This window comes from Dyadobacter bucti, from assembly GCF_005869225.1.
Lineage (GTDB): Bacteria > Bacteroidota > Bacteroidia > Cytophagales > Spirosomataceae > Dyadobacter > Dyadobacter bucti.
On record NZ_SWFP01000006.1, the window covers coordinates 446,919 to 468,062 of the forward strand.

General features: G+C 44.9%; 19 protein-coding genes and 1 tRNA gene. 8 read left to right on the forward strand and 12 right to left on the reverse strand.

Annotated features, from left to right (window positions below; all coding sequences use genetic code 11):
- Window position 1: 1 nt before the first annotated feature.
- Window positions 2–844: a pantoate--beta-alanine ligase gene (gene panC, locus FBF61_RS21645; protein ID WP_138481243.1), complete on the reverse strand. Its 843-nt coding sequence runs from the start codon at window positions 842–844 to the stop codon at window positions 2–4.
- A gap of 203 nt (window positions 845–1,047) precedes the next feature.
- On the opposite strand from panC, the gene FBF61_RS21650 reads away from it, so the two are divergent.
- The 4 genes from FBF61_RS21650 to FBF61_RS21665 all read left to right on the forward strand — a co-directional run bounded on the left by FBF61_RS21650 (window position 1,048) and on the right by FBF61_RS21665 (window position 5,374).
- Window positions 1,048–1,854, forward strand: coding sequence for a glycogen/starch synthase (locus FBF61_RS21650; RefSeq protein WP_138481341.1), 807 nt, complete (start codon window positions 1,048–1,050; stop codon window positions 1,852–1,854).
- A 221-nt stretch (window positions 1,855–2,075) separates the two neighbouring features.
- Window positions 2,076–3,914, forward strand: coding sequence for a glutamine--fructose-6-phosphate transaminase (isomerizing) (gene glmS / locus FBF61_RS21655; protein WP_138481245.1), 1,839 nt, complete (start codon window positions 2,076–2,078; stop codon window positions 3,912–3,914).
- Between the two features lie 75 nt (window positions 3,915–3,989).
- Window positions 3,990–4,583, forward strand: coding sequence for a gliding motility lipoprotein GldD (gene gldD / locus FBF61_RS21660; RefSeq protein WP_138481247.1), 594 nt, complete (start codon window positions 3,990–3,992; stop codon window positions 4,581–4,583).
- A 74-nt stretch (window positions 4,584–4,657) separates the two neighbouring features.
- Complete coding sequence (locus FBF61_RS21665) at window positions 4,658–5,374, forward strand: hypothetical protein (protein ID WP_138481249.1); 717 nt, start codon at window positions 4,658–4,660, stop codon at window positions 5,372–5,374.
- Here FBF61_RS21665 and FBF61_RS21670 read toward each other — a convergent pair.
- Together FBF61_RS21670 and FBF61_RS21675 are read right to left on the reverse strand one after the other, a co-directional pair.
- Window positions 5,371–6,177 carry an SDR family NAD(P)-dependent oxidoreductase gene (locus tag FBF61_RS21670; protein WP_138481251.1) on the reverse strand — a complete coding sequence of 269 codons (807 nt, stop codon included), beginning with the start codon at window positions 6,175–6,177 and terminating at the stop codon, window positions 5,371–5,373. The two genes, FBF61_RS21665 and FBF61_RS21670, sit on opposite strands and share 4 nt — an antisense overlap.
- Before the next feature lie 55 nt (window positions 6,178–6,232).
- Window positions 6,233–7,951 carry an IlvD/Edd family dehydratase gene (locus FBF61_RS21675; protein ID WP_138481254.1) on the reverse strand — a complete coding sequence of 573 codons (1,719 nt, stop codon included), beginning with the start codon at window positions 7,949–7,951 and terminating at the stop codon, window positions 6,233–6,235.
- A 113-nt stretch (window positions 7,952–8,064) separates the two neighbouring features.
- On the opposite strand from FBF61_RS21675, the gene FBF61_RS21680 reads away from it, so the two are divergent.
- Window positions 8,065–9,315 (forward strand): serine hydrolase, encoded by a 1,251-nt coding sequence (locus FBF61_RS21680; RefSeq protein WP_138481256.1) that lies wholly within the window; start codon window positions 8,065–8,067, stop codon window positions 9,313–9,315.
- Between the two features lie 6 nt (window positions 9,316–9,321).
- Here the strand turns inward: FBF61_RS21680 and FBF61_RS21685 are convergent, their stop codons facing one another.
- Window positions 9,322–9,717: a MerC domain-containing protein gene (locus FBF61_RS21685; RefSeq protein ID WP_138481258.1), complete on the reverse strand. Its 396-nt coding sequence runs from the start codon at window positions 9,715–9,717 to the stop codon at window positions 9,322–9,324.
- A gap of 199 nt (window positions 9,718–9,916) precedes the next feature.
- Here FBF61_RS21685 and FBF61_RS21690 point away from each other — a divergent pair, with 199 nt between their 5' ends.
- Window positions 9,917–10,327: a Fur family transcriptional regulator gene (locus FBF61_RS21690; protein WP_138481260.1), complete on the forward strand. Its 411-nt coding sequence runs from the start codon at window positions 9,917–9,919 to the stop codon at window positions 10,325–10,327.
- Between the two features lie 2 nt (window positions 10,328–10,329).
- On the opposite strand, the gene FBF61_RS21695 is transcribed toward FBF61_RS21690, so the two are convergent.
- Window positions 10,330–12,651 (reverse strand): TonB-dependent receptor, encoded by a 2,322-nt coding sequence (locus tag FBF61_RS21695; RefSeq protein ID WP_138481262.1) that lies wholly within the window; start codon window positions 12,649–12,651, stop codon window positions 10,330–10,332.
- 168 nt (window positions 12,652–12,819) lie between these two features.
- Here FBF61_RS21695 and FBF61_RS21700 point away from each other — a divergent pair, with 168 nt between their 5' ends.
- The gene (locus FBF61_RS21700) at window positions 12,820–13,545 is read left to right on the forward strand and encodes a hypothetical protein (protein ID WP_138481264.1); all 726 of its coding nucleotides are present in this window, start codon (window positions 12,820–12,822) and stop codon (window positions 13,543–13,545) included.
- A gap of 27 nt (window positions 13,546–13,572) precedes the next feature.
- Here the strand turns inward: FBF61_RS21700 and FBF61_RS21705 are convergent, their stop codons facing one another.
- The 5 genes from FBF61_RS21705 to FBF61_RS21725 all read right to left on the reverse strand — a co-directional run bounded on the left by FBF61_RS21705 (window position 13,573) and on the right by FBF61_RS21725 (window position 18,867).
- Window positions 13,573–14,634 carry an NHL repeat-containing protein gene (locus FBF61_RS21705; protein ID WP_138481266.1) on the reverse strand — a complete coding sequence of 354 codons (1,062 nt, stop codon included), beginning with the start codon at window positions 14,632–14,634 and terminating at the stop codon, window positions 13,573–13,575.
- Window positions 14,635–14,716: 82 nt separating this feature from the next.
- Complete coding sequence (locus tag FBF61_RS21710) at window positions 14,717–15,676, reverse strand: 1-phosphofructokinase family hexose kinase (protein ID WP_138481268.1); 960 nt, start codon at window positions 15,674–15,676, stop codon at window positions 14,717–14,719.
- Window positions 15,677–15,809: 133 nt separating this feature from the next.
- On the reverse strand, window positions 15,810–16,583 hold the full coding sequence (locus FBF61_RS21715) for an SDR family NAD(P)-dependent oxidoreductase (protein WP_138481270.1): 774 nt from the start codon (window positions 16,581–16,583) through the stop codon (window positions 15,810–15,812).
- Window positions 16,584–16,684: 101 nt separating this feature from the next.
- Window positions 16,685–17,929, reverse strand: coding sequence for an ATP-dependent Clp protease ATP-binding subunit ClpX (clpX, locus tag FBF61_RS21720; protein ID WP_138481272.1), 1,245 nt, complete (start codon window positions 17,927–17,929; stop codon window positions 16,685–16,687).
- 263 nt (window positions 17,930–18,192) lie between these two features.
- A complete protein-coding gene (locus tag FBF61_RS21725) occupies window positions 18,193–18,867 on the reverse strand; it encodes a ClpP family protease (protein WP_138481274.1) in 675 nt (224 codons plus the stop codon).
- A 240-nt stretch (window positions 18,868–19,107) separates the two neighbouring features.
- Here FBF61_RS21725 and FBF61_RS21730 point away from each other — a divergent pair, with 240 nt between their 5' ends.
- Window positions 19,108–19,485 carry a helix-turn-helix domain-containing protein gene (locus tag FBF61_RS21730; protein WP_138481276.1) on the forward strand — a complete coding sequence of 126 codons (378 nt, stop codon included), beginning with the start codon at window positions 19,108–19,110 and terminating at the stop codon, window positions 19,483–19,485.
- A gap of 54 nt (window positions 19,486–19,539) precedes the next feature.
- Here the strand turns inward: FBF61_RS21730 and tig are convergent, their stop codons facing one another.
- Complete coding sequence (tig, locus tag FBF61_RS21735) at window positions 19,540–20,889, reverse strand: trigger factor (RefSeq protein WP_138481278.1); 1,350 nt, start codon at window positions 20,887–20,889, stop codon at window positions 19,540–19,542.
- A gap of 167 nt (window positions 20,890–21,056) precedes the next feature.
- A tRNA-Leu gene (locus FBF61_RS21740) sits at window positions 21,057–21,138 on the reverse strand.
- Window positions 21,139–21,144: the final 6 nt, after the last annotated feature.

The following is a 21,144-nucleotide window of genomic DNA, read 5'->3' on the forward strand; positions in this document are numbered from 1 at the left end:
TTTAAAATATCAGGTTATCGATCAAACGTACCGGGCCAAGAAAGGTTGCCACACATATTGCATTACTACCTTCCGGTCCCAATTCCTGAATGGGCTGCAGGGTTTTGATATCTACCACTTCGAGGTAATCCAGCGTAAAAGATCCAATAGCTGCGAACCGGCCCTGGGCTGCTGCGGTGACTTCCCAAATGTCCCTTCCCCTTAAAAGTTCTTCTTTCGCCGCCGAAAGTATTTGATATATATAAGGAGCGGTATTTCTTTCTTCATCGTTCAACCGCCTGTTTCGTGACGACATAGCCAACCCATCCGTTTCCCGGACTGTCGGGCAGACCACAAGTTTAAGATCAAATGCAAGGTCAGTTATCAATCGTTTGATGACGGAAACCTGCTGCAGATCCTTTTGCCCAAAATAGGCATGGTGCGGGCGAGCTATATTAAATAAACGGGAAACTACAATTCCGACACCGTTGAAGTGGCCGGGGCGTGAAGCCCCCTCCATCACATTTTCCAATGCACCGAAATTCATTGTCAAGAGCGGCGGTTCAGGATACATTTCTTCTACGGACGGTGCAAATACTGCGTCGCAGCCTGCTTTTTCAAGCATTTGGCAATCAGCTTCCAACGTGCGGGGATATTTCAGCAGGTCCTCTGGATTATTGAACTGAACAGGATTTACAAAAATGCTGCATACGGTGATATCATTTTCCTTTACCGAAGCATCGATCAGCGAAATATGTCCCTCATGCAAAGCACCCATAGTGGGAATTAATCCAATGGTTTTTTGATGGGAAAGCTGCTGATCCAGGAAAATGCGGAGACTTTTAACTGAAGTAAATACTTCCATGGAAAAAATTAAATCTGAAGAGTAACCGGCCTTTTAAGTTCGCTTTTTTAAGAAAATCAAAGCGCGTGTACCGATTGGAAAATTTTGGACTGGGAGATGCCAAACTGAACGCAATATTACAATTAGTTTGGAATATCTTTTGATTTTGCGATTTTTTTTGTATAATTTTGCAAAACTTTTTTTCACAAACTGCTAAAAGATCTATGGAGAAACTACGAATTTTGTATGTAGCCAGTGAAATCAACCCCTTCCTCCAAACCACCGATGTTGCCGATTACGTAAGAAAACTTCCTCAGGCAATGCAGGAACGAGGTGCAGAAATTAGAATTCTTGTTCCCCGTTTTGGTCTTATCAATGAACGCAAAAACCGGCTTCATGAAGTAGTTCGACTGTCAGGAATAAATATTACCGTAGGAGATGAAGAAAAGCCACTGATTATCAAAGTTGCTTCCATACCAAATGCGAAGTTACAGGTATACTTCATTGACAATGACGATTATTTTCACCGTAAATCAGTATTCTTTGATAAGGAGAATAATTTTTATGATGATAATGATGAGCGTGCGATTTTCTTTTGCAAAGGTGTGTTGGAGACAGTAAAAAAACTGGGCTGGGCTCCGGATGTGGTGCATTGCAATGATTGGATGACTGCCTTGATCCCATTGTACCTGAAAACAACTTATCGCAACGATCCGATGTTTAAGGATACGAAAAGTGTTTTTACAGTACACAACAATGCGTTTGATTTCAAATTCGATGCGGATTTACAAAACAAAGCGAAAGCGATGGATGTGAGTGATGAGGCTTTGGCACATTTGCACTCAGCGGATTTTGAAGGCTTTGTTAAAATAGGCTGTGCATATGCCGATGCAGTTTTGAAAGCTGACGACCATTGCAGCGAAAGCCTGAATCAAATTTTCAACAATGCTCCTAAGCGCGTCGAACTGGACGAGCAGGATGAAAAGTTCTCTGAATCATACTACAATCTGTACACGGATTTGATGAACTAGTGATAACATGAAGTGATTGAAATGAAGGCGGCTATTTTGGCCGCTTTTTTTATGCCTTTTTTCGATTATGTTTCAGATTTAATATCAGTCATGTGTACGAACACTCAATCTAAATTGGATATTTTTTAGTATTTAATTGAAAATTGTCTTGTCGTGACGGTTTGATTGATATTAATTTGTATGTCAAGTTAAACATACACTTAAACCAAATTTTCGAAATTATGTGCGGAATAGTGGCTTATATTGGAAACAGGAAAGCATATCCTTTAATTCTAAAGGGATTAAAACGGCTTGAATACCGTGGTTATGACAGCTCTGGCATCGCGCTCCTGGAAAACAACAAATTGAATATTTACAAGAAAAAAGGAAAGGTAGCGGATTTGGAAGGCGAGCTTGCCGGAAAAGATCTGCAAGCCACCATTGGTATAGGTCACACCAGATGGGCTACTCATGGAGAACCAAACGATGTAAATGCCCACCCGCACTATTCCAACAACCGAAAATTATCCATCATCCACAATGGAATTATAGAAAATTATTCCTCGATCAAACAAAACCTGATCAAGAAAGGACATATTTTTCTCAGCGATACGGATACAGAAGTTCTGATCCATTTTATTGAAGATATTCAGTGGGAGACTGGCGGTTCTCTGGAGTCGGCTGTAAAACTGGCGCTTAAAGAGGTTGTCGGCGCGTATGCCATAGTTGTGATGTCGGTGGATAATCCAAGGCAACTCATAGCTGCGAGAAAAGGAAGCCCCCTGGTAATTGGGATAGGAGTGGATGAGTACTTTTTTGCTTCCGACGCAACACCGATTATTGAGTACACCAAAAATGTGGTTTATCTGGATGATTACGAAGTAGCCGTAGTGAACGATGGTAAGCTGAGTATCCAGAATCTTGACAACACAGAAACCATCCCTTATATCCAAAAGCTGGAAATGGAGTTGGATACCATTGAAAAAGGAGGTTATGAGCATTTCATGATCAAAGAAATATTTGAACAGCCACGTTCCATTACCGATAGCATGCGCGGAAGATTGCATGCAGGGGAAGGTCAGTTACTGCTCGGCGGACTCAACAATCATCTTGACAACTTGGCTGCCGCAAACCGGATCGTGATCGTAGGCTGCGGAACCTCCTGGCATGCCGGCCTGGTGGCGGAATATCTGTTCGAAGAGCTGGCCCGCGTCAATGTGGAAGTAGAATATGCTTCTGAGTTTCGTTACAGAAATCCTGTGATTAACGAAAATGATATTGTCATAGCTATTTCACAATCCGGGGAAACCGCTGATACACTGGCAGCTATTGAACTTGCCAAGTCCAAGGGAGCGACCATTTTTGGTGTTTGTAATGTGGTTGGCTCGTCGATTGCACGGGCAACGCATGCCGGTGCCTATACACATGCTGGACCTGAAATTGGAGTGGCGAGTACAAAAGCCTTCACTGCGCAAGTGACAGTTCTTGCATTAATGGCCATTGCTGTTGCCAAAAGGAAAGGGACAATTTCCATCGAGACCTACCAGGAGTTGCTCCTGGAACTCGAAGCAATTCCAGCCAAAGTGCAGAAGGTTTTTGAGAACGCATCAAAGATTAAGGAGATCGCGTTCATTTTTACCTATGCCCGCAACTTTATTTATCTGGGAAGAGGCCTTAATTTCCCTGTGGCATTGGAAGGCGCGCTTAAACTCAAAGAGATTTCCTATATACATGCCGAGGGATATCCCGCTGCCGAAATGAAGCATGGACCCATTGCGCTTATTGATGAAGATATGCCGGTTGTCTTTCTTGCCACAAAGGATAGTTCCTATGAGAAAATAGTCTCCAATATTCAGGAGGTAAAAGCGCGGAAGGGTAGGGTAATCGCTATAATTACTGAGGGGGATACCTTTATTCCGGGAATTGTGGATTTCGTGATCGAGGTGCCAAAGACGCATGAGCTTCTGACTCCTCTGGTATCAGTGATCCCGTTGCAGCTGCTTTCCTACTACATCGCTGTGATGCGCGGACGTAATGTAGACCAGCCACGCAATCTTGCCAAATCGGTAACAGTCGAGTAAGAACCCGGAAATAATGTATGCGCCTTTTCGTTAGTTTTGCGCAATCATTTATTTTCTGGATTCCCCTGCAATCGCATGTTTAAGCTATTTCTCCATTCCGTACTAATTTCAGTTCTTATTTTCGCTGCGTTTTCATGCGGGAAAGAAGAAAAGAATTACGTGCCAAAACCCAAAGGATATAACCGAATTGACCTCCCGGCGCACGCTTACCGGAAACTTACCGAGATACATCCTTATACATTTGAATTTTCAAAGTACGCGGAGGTAGTGCCGGATACGTTTCCAATGGCGGGGAAAGACTGGATCTTTGTAAACTATCCTGCTTTTAAAGCAAATATCCAGCTTACTTACAAACCGTTGAACAATAGCCCTCAAAGTCTGAAAGATTTTATCGAAGACTCATACAAGCTGACTACAAAACATCAGATCCGGGCGTCATCGATTCAGGAACAGAGGGTGTTAAGCCAAAGTGGAAAAACGGCGGTTATTTTCAGGATTGAAGGAGATGTGCCAAGTCCGTATCAGTTTTATACTACGGATAGTTCCAGGCATTTTCTGAGAGGGGCTATCTATTTCCCGACCGCGACAAAGAACGACTCCCTAGCTCCAGTTATTGATTATCTACGGAAAGACATGATCCAGCTTCTCAATACTTTGCAGTGGAGATAAAAATTAGAAAGGCTATTGGAGTGGAAATTCTTAGCACGTATCTTTGAGGTTCTCACCTCAACTCTATATGCACTATGCCAAAAAAACAACCTAAAAACCAGCTTTCACTTGATTTTTCGGTTAGAGGAAACCGTATCGTCCTGCAACTCGGGCAAGTTGAAAGCCAGCGTTTGGCTGACCATCTTTTTAACGGTTTGGTTAACGGTGACTGGATGATAGAGCCTGCGGGTGAAGTAGCGGATGTTTCTTATGCCCAGGATATTGTACATCAGATCGGCCACAAATTACCCTACCCCGAAGGTATCAAAATTGCGCAACTCCACAACGTAGACCTTGCGTTCAAAGGATTTTCAGCGATTTTTCGTCAGAAAGGTTGGGTATTTGTAAATGCTGCTTCGGAAATAAATGAACGTAATTACCACATTCATTTATTAACTGTTTCTCTGGGCCTGCATTCATTATATTACAATACAAACTCACTGGCGGCCCGCTCCGAGCAATTGATATTTGAAGCATTGCTTCCGTTCGAAGAAGTAGAAAGTTTTTTCAGGAATGATATTTCTAAAATTCCCGGATTTCTTGCCGCAGATATTGCCAATTTCTTCAAAGTACCGTTTCCAATGGTTTTGAAAAGAGCTTTGACCTTAAAAATAATTACGGACGAACAGTACAGGAGTTTCATGACTGTCGTGCCGTTTGCTTCCGCGAAACCGAGAGAGTTATTTATTTCAAAAGACGGAAATATTGATGATCTGGAGGCGCAGCTGTTTTCACAAGGCCTGGGCGACTAGCCCAGGTTTGTTTTTTTTACATCCAGGTTACTAAGGTCAGGAAGAGGGCTCACAGATGTCCATCCGCCGTCAACCACCAGGCTTTGCCCGGTTATATGTCCTGATAAAGGTGAAAGCAGAAACAAGGCCGCATTCGCAATGTCTTCGCAAATAGCGGGTCTGCCCATAGGGGTGATCGCCGACCATATTTTGGGGTAAGTGGGATCTTCGGCAAGCGTTCTTTCCGTGAGAGTAGCACCCGGGGCAACGCTATTGATGGTAATACCGTACGGTGAGAGCTCAAGAACAAGATTCTTGGCAAGCATTTCGAGGCCGGCTTTTGTCATGGCGTAGGCGCCGAGAAACTGATGCGCCTGATGCCCGACAACAGATGACATTAGCAAGATCCTTCCACCTTCTTTTTGAAGACGCATCTGCCGGGCGGCGGCCTGGGCAAGCATAAAAGATCCCATCAGGTTTACTTCCAGCACTTTTCTGAGACTTTCAACCGGGTATTCAAAAAAATCTCCGAACAGGGTAATGCCGGCATTGGCAACAGCTATGGTAAGTTTGCCAAAACACTTTATCGACTCATCCACCATTCCTTCAATAATTTCGGGATTCGATGCATCTCCTGCGAAAGCAACACATTCTCCACCCTTATCTCTGATGGTACGTGCAGCTTCGGCTGCTAGTGTCTCGTCAGCATCATTCAGGATAATACCCGCTCCCTGGGAAGCAAGTTGTTTGGCTATTTCAAATCCGATCCCCTGCCCGGCGCCGGTAATGATTGCCACCTGGTTGTCGAATAGCTGGTTATGCATTTTTTTATATTCAAAAGTTAGACTCCCGGAGGTGCTATTTCCTCCGGGAAAAATATCAATGAGAATCTCTGGTCACTTTATCGCCTGAACCGCCCCTGAGGAAATCCAGATCAGCTCCTTCATGGGCCTGGGTAACGTGGTTGATATGAAGATTGACATATCCGCGATTATAACCCATATCCAGTGGCTGCCAAAAAGAGCGGCGGCGGGAAAGTTCTTCATCCGAAACTTCCAAATGAAGCCTTCTGTTTTCTACATCAAGTTCAATAAAGTCTCCGTCCTGCACCAAAGCAAGATTTCCGCCGACGGCAGCTTCCGGAGAGACGTGCAGCACAACTGTTCCGAACCCGGTGCCGCTCATACGGCCGTCGGATATCCGGATCATATCAATTACACCTTGTGCGAGCAATTTTTTGGGTAGGGACATATTACCGACCTCCGGCATTCCCGGATATCCTTTTGGCCCCACATTTTTCAGTACCAGGATGCTGTTTTCATCTACATCGAGATCCGGGTCGTCCAAACGCGCTTTGTAATCGTCTATATCTTCGAAAACAACCGCCTTCCCACGGTGTTGCATCAATTCAGGTTTGAGAGAGGCTGAGGGCTTGATCACCGCTCCATTTTCGGCCAGGTTACCCCTGACGACCGCCAGTCCTGTCAGCGTTTTCACAGGGTCCTGCAAAGTACCTATCACATCGGTGTCAAAACATTCTGCCGAGGCGCAGTTTTCCGCCATTGTTTTCCCATTGGCGGTGATCACATTATCGTGCAGCATCCCGATCATTTCCTTAATCACTACGGGCAGCCCTCCCGCGTAATAAAAATCTTCCATGAAATAACCGCCGGAAGGCTGTAAATTAAGCAACAGCGGTACTTTTGAGCAGAGATCATTGAAGTGGTCCAGTGAAAGGTCCACACCGATCCTACCGGCAATTGCCAGGAGATGTATCACGAAATTTGTTGAGCCACCGATTGCCGCGTTCAGCATAATTGCGTTCTCAAAAGCTTCTTTCGTTAAAATCTGCGACATGCGCAGGTCTTCTTTTACCATTTCTACAATCCGGCGTCCGGTCAAATGCGCTTGCACTTTCCTGCGGGAGTCGGCAGCAGGAATAGCCGCATTTTCCGGCAATGTGAGTCCGAGCGATTCAACCATACAAGCCATCGTCGACGCGGTGCCCATCACTGCGCAGTGACCATTACTCCGACACATGCAGGCTTCTGCGGTGGTGAGTTCTTCCTGGGAAATCTCTCCTTTGCGGTGCATTTCGCTGAACCTCCAGACGTCGCTTGTCCCGATGGTTTTGCCGCGGTACCTGCCTGTCAGCATAGGGCCGCCGGATACCACAATGGTAGGAATATTTACACTTGCAGCGCCCATAACCAGCGATGGGGTCGTTTTGTCGCAGCCACACAGCAAAACCACACCGTCGATTGGGTTCGCCCGGATGGATTCTTCGACATCCATACTTGCCAGGTTACGGTAGAGCATAGCTGTTGGCTTGATCAGGGTTTCGCCCAGGGACATTACAGGAAATTCCAGCGGAAACCCGCCTGCTTCCCAAACCCCGCGTTTTACGGCTTCGGCCAGTTCACGGAAATGCCCGTTACATGGTGTCAATTCCGAAAAAGTATTACAAATACCGATGATCGGTCTGCCTTCAAATACATCCGCCGGGTATCCCTGGTTTTTCATCCACGCACGGTATATAAATCCGTCTTTTCCAGACTTTCCAAACCAGCCGCGACTGCGCAATTTATTATCCTCCATTATTCGCCATAGTTTATATTTAAATAAGTAAAGCCCCGAATCAGTAAAATATAATTCTGCGAGCGCTTTAAAATAAATATAGTATCTTCGTTTTACACGTGCCCGGATTGTTCATGACTTTGTTTAGACACTATAAATTGTTGCTGTTGTTGCTTTTACAAATGTTTGCTTTGCAGTCAACGGCACAATTTCAGGATGATAATTTTTTAGAAAAACTCCTTAAAAAACATCCCGAACGGTTTTCGGAAATTTTAAAAAATCAGGAAAAGTACAAAGTCCAGATACTTTATACCCGAATCGACAGGAACCGTAAGAACGTACCACATTTTACGACGCATGGCTATCACGTAAAAAGTGACGACTATTTCTACCCGGCCAGCACCGTAAAACTTTCTGCAGTTGCCCTTGCATTTGAAAAGCTCAACCGCCTTGGAATAGACAAGTATACGCCCATGTTCACAGGCGCTGCCAGGCCTGGGCAGACTGCTGTTTCGAGCGATAGCAGTTCCGAAGACGGGTTGCCTTCCGTGGCCCATTATGCAAAAAAAATACTACTGGCAAGCGATAATGACGCTTTTAACAGATTGTATGAGTTTATCGGGCAGGAGGAATTTAATGATTCCCTCCGGAAAAAAGGTTATAAGAATACAAGAATCACGCACCGCCTGGAAATACCGGCAAGTGTGGAGGATAACAGGCATACCAATCCTGCCCGCTTTGAAAAAGACGAGAAGGTAATTTACGACCAACCCGCTGCGTATAGTAGTAAGGATTATACTTCGCCGCAGCCAATTCTTTGGGGTAACGGTTATATTAAAGATGGAAAACTGATCAATGAACCTTTTGACTTTGCTGCCAAGAATTTCTTTGCCCTGGAAGAACAGCACAAACTATTAAAAGCTTTGTTTTTCCCCGAAGATGTGTCACCATCGCAGCGCTTTAATCTGACAAAGGACGATTACCAGTTTTTATACCAATATATGTCGCAGTTTCCGGTGGAGACCAGTTTCCCCGCCAGCTATACCGACGATTATTACGACGGCTATACAAAATTTTTGTTATTCGGGGCAACTAAAACACGTCTTCCGAGGCATATCCGTCTCTTCAACAAATCCGGAGATGCCTATGGGTTTTTGCTGGATAATGCCTACATAGCAGACTTTGAGAAAGGGATCGAATTTATGCTGACGGCCGTGATCTATTGCAACGAAGACCAGATTTTCAATGATGATAAATATGAATACGATTCGGTAGGACTTCCGTTTTTGGCGAATCTCGGGAAAACCATCTTCGACTACGAGCTTAACCGCAAAAGGCTTGTGCGTCCGGACCTCAGCCGGTACGAAGTGCAATACGATAAATAGAAAGAATTAAAAAAGCTTGAATTTCAGCCTCGGGGCGATCTGGCAGATATACAGATTGATCAGATGTCCGATAATCAATAAACCCGATCCTACATATCCCAGCCAGGTGAAAGCGGCATGACGGTTTTCGAAAATGAGGGATACTGAAAATATCAGCAGAGCTCCCCACAACAGAATTCTTACAGGAAGTGACTTATGCTCACGGGTAGCATAATAAACCGCGACACCGTTGATCAGGATAAAAAGATAATCCAGAGAGATAAGGCCTGAGTGAACGTGATGGTCCTGGCTCAAAGTCGTTCCAAATGCAAGCGCAGGTACGAGAAGACAGTGGATTATGCATAATACAGAACCCAGAATCCCAATGTAGTCGGCCTTGCCATGTGCGTGTGATGCTTTCATGCTAAATACAATAACGTTGCAAAAATACAACTAAGTCTGTTCATTTGCAACAGAGTTGCACACCATTTTTCAGATTGAACGAAACCGGCTTTTCAACGATTGTGGAAAAGAATTGGAAACTTTGGGTCATAGAACTTAACTTTGATGCGAAGGGTTTTACAGTTGTGACACCTGATTAATAATTTAACTGTTGGAAACAATGGACCAGTTAAGAGAGACGCTAAAAGGACACCATCTTCGCACTACAACTTGCAGAGAGGATGTGCTTTCCACATTTATAAATAAAAAGAATGCCCTTTCGCACGGAGACCTTGAAGGTGTTTTGGGGGAAAATTACGATCGCGTTACCATTTACCGGACCCTGAAAACTTTCCTGGAAAAAGGTATCATTCATAAGGTTTTGGACGACGAAGGGCTGCGTTATGCATTGTGTTCGCAGAATTGCTCCGAAGAAAAGCATCACCACGATCATATCCATTTCAAATGCAATGAATGCGGGGAAACAAATTGTCTGGAAAATCTGCATATCCCGGCGGTTCAGTTACCAAAAGGATATCAGCCTGAAAATTTCAATTTGCTAATCCAGGGAATCTGCCCGAATTGTAAATAATCTCAGCCCCCGAATTTCCATTTAAGGCGAAGGGAAGCATTGCGGCCCATGTCGTCCGCATAATACCTGAAACGGTTTAAATAGTCTCTGTAAACCGTGTTGAAGAGATTTTGTACTGAAACTCCTACCTCAAGCTCATGTTTTTCAGCGATCTTAAAAGAGCCTCCTGCCTGTACGTTCCACAGTGAATAACCTTTTGGAGGAGGGAGAAAGTCGCTGGCCTCGGGCACACGTTTTTGCCTGGCTACCAAAAGATTTCCCACGGAAACGAAAACCTTTTGCCATTTTCCCAAATCAGGGAATTCATATTTCAATTGATTGTCGAGTCGGTTGGAAGGTATCATCACCAGATAACTGTCGTTCCGCTGATCGTAAACCCTCAGATAGCTTAGCTTACTTGAAACGGTTGTATTCCGGGTAAAGAGCCAGCTTCCCGACACGTCAATCCCTTTGAACGTTGCGTCTGTTTGAGTGTATTTAAAATAGGGAAATGCACCCCGTATAGTTAAAATTGGCTCTGGTTGAGGTTTCAGGTAAATAAAATCGGATATAAAATTGTAATAACCTCCAATTTCGAATGTCACAATTGCGTCAGAATACTTGACACTTGCAATGGTGTTGAGTGCTTTTTCCGGTTTCAGGGTAGCATCGCCTTTTTCATAGGCTGCCGCGCCGTGATGTACGCCGTCACTGAACAACTCACTTACGTTAGGTGCACGCCAGGCAGAGCCGACATTGAGCCTGGCCGAGAGATGCTCAGAAAATGTCCTGGTAGCGCCAAGCGTGCCGGAAAAATTTGAAAAAGAAAATTCATCAGCCACCTTTTCCCGGTTTACGATACGGTAGGATTTCAACGTCCGGTAATCATATCTGATGCCGGCTTCCAGTTCCCAGTTATTTTTAACATACTTTTCCATCCAGAAAATACCAATATTAAACTGGTTAAAATTCGGGATCAAGGGACGGCCATCCATTAAGTTGTATTGATAAAGTGTACTAAGCCCCAGTTGTCCTGCCAGCTTTCCTGCAATAGGTTTATGGTCCCAAACGATATCGTTTGTTAAGGTAGTTAGTTTAAAACTCAGCTCGGGATGGTTCAGCGCGGCTATGGAGTCATTCCTAGGTACGTGGAGGTCATATTCATTCCGATTGTTAAATTGCCTGGCAATGGTCCATTGAATACGGTTGCCATTGTGGAAATGGTAGTGGGTCTCTGCCTTTAGGAGATTATGCGTAACATTTTGGTTTGGCCGACCGATTTGATAACTAAAACCTGATTTAATAAAAGGCTCTCCATTCTGGATCACGTTAAGCAGGTCTGTTACGCTGCCAATGTGCGAACCTGAGAAAATGCCGATTTTGGTATCAAAACGGCTATAAAAGATATCAATTCCAAATCCTTTATTGCGATAACCAGCAGCCAGTGAAAAGTTGTTCTCACTGATTCCGGTATTATCCAGAAAGTACCTTGGCGTTCTGATGTTTCCGCCGCGCTTCAGAGTACCCTGTGCGCGCCAGCCAAAACCCTTCAGGTTTTTGAATCCTCCCTGTAAGGTTCCCGACGCAACACCCTGTCGCCCATTTGTAAACCCGACCATATTCACCTCCCCAGTCAGACTCTTGTCAAATGGCAGTTCCTCAGGTTCCACCAGGATCACCCCGCCGATTGCATCTGAGCCGTACCGTACACCAGCTGCGCCTTTCACTACAGATAGTCTGGTCGCAATAAAAGGATCTATTTCGGGGGCATGTTCCGAGCCCCATTGCTGGCCTTCCTGCCGCACCCCGTTGTTCATAATCAGCACGCGGTTGCTGTGGAGTCCGTGTATGACCGGTTTTGAGATGGAAGATCCTGTCTGAAGAGTTGTTACGCCACTCAGTCCTTTCAGGCTTTCTGCAAGGTTTTGTCCCCGGGTATTTTCGAGATCGCTTCCGCTGATGGTACTCAAAGGCTGGGAAGAGGGGGCATTCGACCGGTGTGCTGTTATTTCCACATCTTTCAGGTGGACTTCCTGCTCCAGCAAGCTGAAATTTTCTTCATGTCCCTCAGTCAGATCGAGTGTTTCCCGGAATGAATTGTAACCTATGATGCGGCATTCCAGCGTATACCTTCCCGGACAAAGATTGCCAAGCTGGTACCTGCCTTTTTCATCTGTAAAAACGCCGTTGTTCTGGCCAACCACAAGTACTGTTGCGCCAACAATAGGCAAGTTAGTATGTTGATCCTTGACAATCCCTTTTACAAAACATTCACAGTCTGTTTTTTGACCAAAAACGTTGCTGGCAATAAGAATTATTAAAGCACTGAATATAAGACGGTTCATCGAAAATCTTGAAAGTGCTGCAAAAGTACCAGTAATGCAACTTTGTTGCAAGAAATTTTTGCAACTATTTTATCATTTTTCGGCGGTATTGACTGGCGGATCGTAAATTTGCACCGTTAATTTTTCTTTCCGATTTTGTCTGACCTGTTAATTACGAAAATACTTTTAATGCCGCCTTTGATTGCCGGTGTAACGCTTGCTGTCAGGAGGTGGGGAGAGGGCCTTGGCGGTTTGATAGGCGGATTTCCCTGGGTGGCAGGCCCTATTTCCTTTTTTATTGCATTGGAACACGGGGCTCTTTTTGCTGCTTCTACCATTACTTCGGCGTTACTGGGCTCTGTCGGAACAATTCTGTTTGCCCTGGTATACGCGATTGTTTCTCCACGTTTGTCATGGTTTCCGACAGTACTGATCAGTTATCTTGCTTTTTTTGCTGTGGCATTATTGTCGTTGGGCAGGGCGGTGTCTCTTCCTGCGGCGGCAGCTTTAAATTTAGTAATGCTTACCTCGGTACTTTATTTTTTTCCAAAGCCCAAAGGGAATGCTGATGTAAAAAAGCAGCCAGTGTACGATATCCCTCTCAGGATGCTTGTGACGACTTTCTTCGTGGTCATCTTAACGCAGGCGGCAGATTTTCTCGGACCTACTTGGAGTGGGATTTTGACGCCGTTCCCTATCATGACTTCTACGCTAGCAGTTTTTACCCATGCTCAGCAGGGTTCCAATGCGGCGACCAGAATTCTTTACGGACTTCTTTTGGCGGGATATGGATTTACAGCCTTTCTGGTGGGGGTTTTTTGGCTCGTACCCCAGATGCCTATTGGCATGGCGTACGGAATTCTGACTATCGGAACGATGCTGATCAATGCGGTGACAGTCAGGCTGGTTCGTTGATCATCAATCAGCCTGACTGCACTTGGCTTAAACCCTCTCCAATTTCACAGGATAGGTCTTTTTTGCATTCCACTGACAGACGTAGATGTTATGGTCATTGTCTATGCATACATCGTGGCAATGCATGAAAATCGGTTTGTCCTGAATCATCAATTGTAACTCACCGTTCACGTATGTTGGTTTTGTACCACCTGGATTTGAAACTACCTTGTTGTTTTTATCCAGGATAGTGACAAATCCGGAGTTTGGTGTTTGGTTCAGATAACGTAATCTTGACCAGCATACACCAGCGAAAAGCGTGTCCTCCTTAAAAACAGGCCTGCATACGAACGCACCTGGAAGGAATAATGTGCTGATGTATTTACCGTCCAGTGTAAAACGTTTGAAAGCGTTGTGAGCCCGGGAAGTTACAAGAAGAGTAGGATTCGCTTTATCACGATAGTCAATAGCTACGCCGTGAGCGGTTGAGAATTGGGCATCACCGTCTCCGGATCCGCCAAATTTGTCAATGTATTCGCCGTTTGGTGTATATCGTAAGATCCATTGTGATCCGTAACCGTCTGCAACGTAAATTGTTCCGTCGGGGCCGATTGCTGTTTCCGTTGGCTTGAATGGATCAGCTTCTTTGTAAGCACCGGCTTTTGAGGGGTGTTCAATAGTCAACAGGATTTTGCCTTTCAAATCCGTCTTAAATACCTTCCCTGTATTGGGGTCGGTAATGAAGAGAGATTCTTCGCCGTTGGCATTCCAGAGCGTAAGTCCATGGCCACCAGGAAATTCATGTCCCCAGCTTTCAAGCAACTTGCCCGACCGGTCGTAAATAAGGATGTTGTTTTTGATCTCGTCACCGACCATAATAAGCCGGCCCTTGCTGTCCTGCACCATTTCGTGGCAGTTATTCACAGGAAATTTGGAAGCATCCAGATTTCCCCAGCCTTGATGAACTTTATACTTATGGGAACCATGACCGATCACTTCGCCATCTGCTTTTGGCTTGGCATTCAGGATATAAAATGGTTTGAAGGTCATTGTGGCGGCTGCCGCTGCGGCTATTTTTGTAAACTGCCGACGGGATTGTTGTTCTTGCATGACAATTCTTTTTTGATTGGAAAAGACAGCATGAATAACTTCTTACTATTGTGTAGTGAACGGATCCAATAAACGGCCATTTTTAGCTGGCAGAGTATCTTTTTCCGTATCTGTTCAACCAATCCATCAACCGGTTTACGTCCTGCATTTTAAACAATTCGCTACCGGAATTCATAGTTGCAGCAGATCCGCATGCGACACCCATCCTAACTGCTTCTCTATAAGATTTTCCTTGATAAAGTGTCCAGACTATGCCTGCAAGCATACTATCACCAGCACCTACTGTACTCTTGGGTTGAACGGGTGGTGCCGGAATATGTTCAACCTGGTCTTCGGTGACCAGTATCGCTCCCATAGCACCCATGGATACAACTACAATCTCGCACTGGCCGCGGATGATCAGTGCACGCGCAGCATCATCAACCTCATCCATCTCCAGCTTGTCTACGCCAACAAGTTCGCTAAGCTCGGTTATATTGGGTTTCAGCAGATATACTCCGGCTTCAGTTGCGTATCGTAGGGCATCGCCGGATGTGTCTGCAATAAAGCGGGCACCCTGTTTAGCGGCTATTTTTGCAATTTGTCCGTAAAAGTCTTCCGGTACGCCCGGCGGAAGACTTCCGCTGGCTATAATGTAGGAAGGTTTCGGATCAAATTCCTCCAATGTTTCGAGAATTGCCCGAACCTCGGTGGGCATCATTTCCGTACCCGGCATACCAAACCTGTATTGAAAACCTGTACTTGTTTCCAGTACGTGGAAATTTTCACGGGTCCACTGTTTGGTTTCAATAACCATCGTTTCTACCCCCTCGGCTTTGACAAGTTTATGAAGTCTCTGGCCAGTTGGTCCGCCTATAGTGAATATGGCAACTGGATTTCCCCCAAGTCTGTGAATAGCTTTGGCCACATTAATACCTCCGCCTCCGGCTTCGAAATTAGGTGTTTCACAGCGCAATTTGTTGTCCGGCACAATGCGTGACACATTGGAGCTTTTGTCGAGAGCAGGATTTATTGTAATTGTTACAATTGGTCCGGTAGCCATAGAAATTCAATTGTGAGTGATGAAAGGCAATCAGTTTTTGAACCGATCGAACGAATTTACGCGAATAAAAGAAAAAAAGTGTTCTTCTCTGCGTTCATTTCAATTTCTTCACACCAGAGTCTATTGCAGCCACTCAATATTGACCGTCGGCAACATCCCAGCCACCGTCGATGGTCAGTACTTGCCCCGTAGCGAATCTGGAATTGTCCGACATAAAGTAGACGGCGGCTCCGTCGAGGTCAGAAACAGATCCCAAACGTCCGCCATCCAGTGGCTGCTTGGAGGTTACAAACTTTTCGGACTGGTCGGTGATATTTTCAGCTCCTGCAATAATGCCGGGCGCCAGGACATTGACGCGGATATTTTTTGATGCATAGGAAGCTGCTATTGATTTTGAAAAACCTATCACTGCGGATTTTGCGGTTGCATAGGCATGATTTGGAAAGGGCAATGCGGGGGAAAAACCCAGAACCGAACTCATATTAAGGATGGAACCACCTTTATTCATTCCCAGGAAAGTTCTGATCGCAGCCTGATTGGACAACATAAGGGAAGTGAGGTTAAGGTCAAGTGTCTTATTCCATCCATCGAGGGACAAATTGTGCAGCGGCCCGTCCCCGAACTGCTGCCCGCTCCCGCCGGCAACATGATACAGCCCGTCAAAACTCCCAAATTCCCGTATGCAGAGCTGAATAGCATCGAGGGCTGTTTGCGGATGCGTAGCGTCGCCCTGCTTCGCCCGGGAATTGCTTCCCAGCTGGAGCTCAGCGACAAGGCAATTTTCAGGATTACGGCCAACGACTACGATGTTTGCTCCATTTTTAACAAAAGCCGCAGCCGCAGAAAGCCCGAGGCCCGTCGTTCCGCCAATAATTACAATCGATTTATTCGCTAGCCAGTTTGTCATTATTTTATTCAATTTTCTGCAAAATAGTACTATTGGCATAAAAAATAAAACGCCCCGTACTCTTTGTTGAAATACGGGGCGTTCTGAGAAAATAATAATTGTCAGGCAACAGACCGGAGCAGCGACATTGAGGATTTCTCAAATTTGTCTTTTGCATAATCGAGCGAGAGCGTAAACTCTTTAATCTCTTTTTGAGACGGCAGATCAAACATGGCGTCCGTCATAATTGACTCGCAAATCGCACGCAGACCCCGGGCTCCAAGCTTATAAGTCATGGCCTGGTCTACGATGAAATCAAGAACCGCATCTTCGAAATGCAGCGTAATACCTTCCATCGCAAATAGTTTGCTGTATTGTTTTACCAAAGCATTTTTTGGTTCGGTAAGGATTCTGCGCAAAGTATCCCGGTCGAGCGGGTTCAAATGCGTCAATACAGGCAGACGGCCTATCAATTCAGGAATAAGCCCGAATGATTTAAGATCCATCGCAGTCACGTAACGCATCAGATTTCCTTTGTCAAATATTTCGATGATCCTGTTATCCCCAGAAAAACCAATCGGACGGGTATTGATCCGCTTACCGATGTGACGTTCTATACCGTCAAATGCGCCGCCGCAGATAAAAAGAATATTCTCTGTATTAAGCGTGATCATTTTCTGGTCGGGATGTTTACGTCCACCTTGTGGTGGAACATTTACCGAAGATCCTTCCAGCAATTTCAGCAACGCCTGCTGAACGCCTTCGCCGCTCACGTCACGGGTAATCGACGGATTGTCGGATTTACGGGCGATTTTGTCAATTTCATCAATGTAAACGATCCCGCGCTCAGCCGCTTCCACATTATAGTCAGCCGCCTGAAGTAATCTTGTCAGAATTGTTTCAACGTCCTCACCCACGTAACCTGCCTCCGTCACTACGGTAGCATCGGCAACACAAAAAGGGACCTGCAGAATTCTCGCTATGGATTTGGCAAGATAAGTTTTACCGGTTCCGGTTTCGCCCACCATGATGATATTCGATTTTTCAATCACAACATCATCTTCTGTAACAACCTGGTTAAGACGTTTATAGTGGTTATAGACAGCCACCGCCAAAGAACGTTTTGCCTCGTCCTGTCCGATCACATATTGTTCAAGAAAGCGCTTGATTTCCGTGGGAGGAATTGGTTTGAGCTTGGGTAGCTTTGTTTTCTTTTCTTTTTTATCTTCTTTGGATCCTAGTTCTTCTGTAATGACCTGATGCCCCTGGGCAATGCAGTGGTTACAAATGTGTGCATCAATCCCGGAGAGTAATAAATCTACCTCGTTCTTTTTGCGTCCGCAGAACGAACAACTTACTTGTGCCATTGATTCGATTTAACAGTTATGGAATTAGCCGTTTTGTAATTTCCGGCATGATAATGTTTGAATGAAAGTTATTTTAACAAGAAAAAAGGGATTATTGTTTCTTTTGAAAGTAACCCTCCTAAATTCCGGTTTTTGTCAAACTCTTTTTACAAATTTCCGGATTTTTAGCCGTGTTACCAAATACCGGTCTAGCCGTATAGTAAAAATGCCTGAATAACAATCATTCAGGCATTTTTAACAACAAAAAAGAAATAATATTGCGGTTACTTATCGCGGGTCAAAACTTCGTCGATCAGTCCGTAATCTTTTGCTTCATCAGCTTTCAACCATTTGTCACGATCCGAATCCAGGGCAATCTGCTCAGGAGTCTGGCCGGTATGTTTCGCCAGGATTTCGTACAATTCATGGCGAAGTTTTACGATTTCGCGGGTGGTAATTTCTATGTCCACAGAAGTTCCCTGCGCACCGCCGGATGGCTGGTGGATCATTACGCGTGCATGAGGGAGTGCAGAACGCTTTCCTGCCGCGCCACCCGCAAGAAGTACTGCCCCCATAGAAGCAGCAAGACTTGTACAGACTGTCGCAACATCAGGACGGACATATTGCATCGTATCATAAATCCCGAGTCCGGCATATACAGAACCTCCCGGGCTATTGATATACATCAGGATATCCTTTTTTGCATCGGCCGATTCCAGGAACAGAAGCTGCGCAACGATGATGTTGGCAATATTATCATCTACACCGGTTCCCATAAAAATGATCCTGTCGGCCATCAGCCTGGAGAATACATCCACTTCGCGGAAATTCATCGGTCTTTCCTCAATGACCGAGCGGGTCATATTTTCAACTGTGTGGTTTACGTAGCCGTCAACTGTAAGACCGTTCATTCCCAGGTGGTGAACGGCATATTTTCTAAATTCATTTCCGTGATTCATGAATAAACTTAAATTATGATTGGTTTATAATTAAAGGGTATTATCTGACAGAACAAAATGTGCATTCCGTTAGTTTCTATGTAAAAGGCAAGTGTATTGAATCTTTGCCTGCTACAAATTTGATTATTTCATTGAATAATCCTTGTCAATTCTAGTGATAAATTGTCGAAAATTGCGAGAGTCATCTATAAATGTCCTGATTAAATTGCAGAGCAAAATGTTTTACAAATCGAATATGCTATGAACATTGCATCTAACTTATCAGAGAAAATCCGGCAAATCAGATTGCAGAAAGGCCTTTCCCAAGAGAACATGGCTGATATGCTGGGATTGTCCACAACTGCCTACGGTGATTTGGAACGAGGGCGTACCGAGCTGTCGGTTTCACGCGTCGAAAATATTGCAAAGCTACTTGATGTCCCTCTCCCGGACTTATTAGGGTTCGAATCTTCGTCAATGTCCGAAGCGGAGTGGCTGAGGCAGGAAAATACCCGGCTGCTTGCGGCGAACAGCCGACTTCAAAACGAACTCGATCAATGGAAACTGAAGTTCAGGCACTGGCTTGGGGAAGGGGTTATCCGCGAGATCGGCCAGCAGCGGGAACGGATAGGCTTTTAAAAAAAACACCGCCCGGGATACCCGGGACGGTGAAAAAAAATATTCTCGAAAAGATTAGGCTTCTGCCTCTTCTCCTTTTGCAAGTTTTTCGAACTCACTTACTTCCACAGTTTGTTCGTCTGTTGAAACCTGGTTACGGATCACATCCAAAACCTTATTATCAAAAACCTGGTTAAATACGCTGGTGTAATTATCGCGTTCCTTGTCGGCAAGATATCCCTGTGCAACGCGGTCGATGGTCTCCTTCATATTTTCATCGTCGCCGTAGATGCCAAACTGTCCCTTTACCATATTACGGGTAAATTCAAGGATTTCCGGATAGTCCACTTTAATTCCTTCGGTATCAGCGATCTTATTTTTGATCAGGCTCAATTTCAGGGATTTCTGAAAATCACCGAATTGTTCTTCAATTTGTTCACGGGTGAATTTGCCTTCATTGGTTTTTTCCAACCAATTTTTAAGGAAATCTCCCGGCAGTTCAATAGCGATATTGTCTAAAAGGGATTGCTCGATATCGCGACGCAGAAGTGCTTCCGTTTCGCGCTCGTAGTTTCCTTTGATGATCTCCAGCAATTTTTTGTTGAATTGCTCTTCCGATTCTACCTGACCTGCGCCAAGTACTTTGTCAAAAAATTCCTGATTCAATTCCGAAGGGGCCTGACGGGTTACATCCTCAACAACCAATGTGAAATCGCCGGAAAGTTCTGCGGTATCCTCTTTTTTCTTTCCGGTTACGTGCGCAATTGCAGCTTCGTCCTTGAAAGTTTTCTGGATATCAAAAGTGATGACATCATCCTTTTTAGCACCAATGAATTTCGCGAGGCTTTCGTCGTTCAGCTGTTTGGTAGGGATAGCAGTCCGGGTAGTAAATTCGCTTGATTCCTGTTTCAGTTCCCCATAAAGGATATCACCGGCTTCACTGGTTTCAGGATGTGTGGTTTCTGCAAACCGCTCGCGCAGGCTTTCAATTGTCTTTGTCTGCTCAGCGTCATCCACATTAATAGTATAACGTTTTACGGCTGGCAGCTCGGAAAGGTTTACTTCGAAATCCGTTGCAACACCCAGGTTATAGCTGAATTCAAAGTCACTTGGACTGTCCCAGTTTACGGATTCGGCTTTTTCACGATCAGGAACAGGATCGCCTACTACCTGAAGTTTGTTCTCTCTGATGTAACTGCTTACCGCGTTGCTGAGAAGGTTGTTCACCTCATCAACTAATATGCTTTTACCATACATGCGCTGAATAACATGGGACGGTACTTTGCCAGGGCGGAACCCTTTCAAATTCACGCGCTTAGAATAATCCTTAATGGTTTTATCAACTTTGGGCTGATAGTCGTCTTTAGACAATTTTACTTTTAAAGAGGCTAAAGTCGGCGAATTTTTTTCTAACAAAACTTCCATGTGCTGCTATGCTATGTTGGTAAATACCTTTTAGATTAAAACAGAAAAGAAAAACAAAAATGCCCTCAAAACAATGTCCTGAGGGCATTTGACGGGTTTGTTACGGAGCAGTTCATCTTTTTCTTAAAACCAGATAGGAACCTCAAGCCCCGTCATTCCCTTAATCGTACGGGCGGAGGGAATCGAACCCCCACGCCTTGCGGCACTAGATCCTAAGTCTAGCACGTCTACCAGTTCCGCCACGCCCGCTCACTT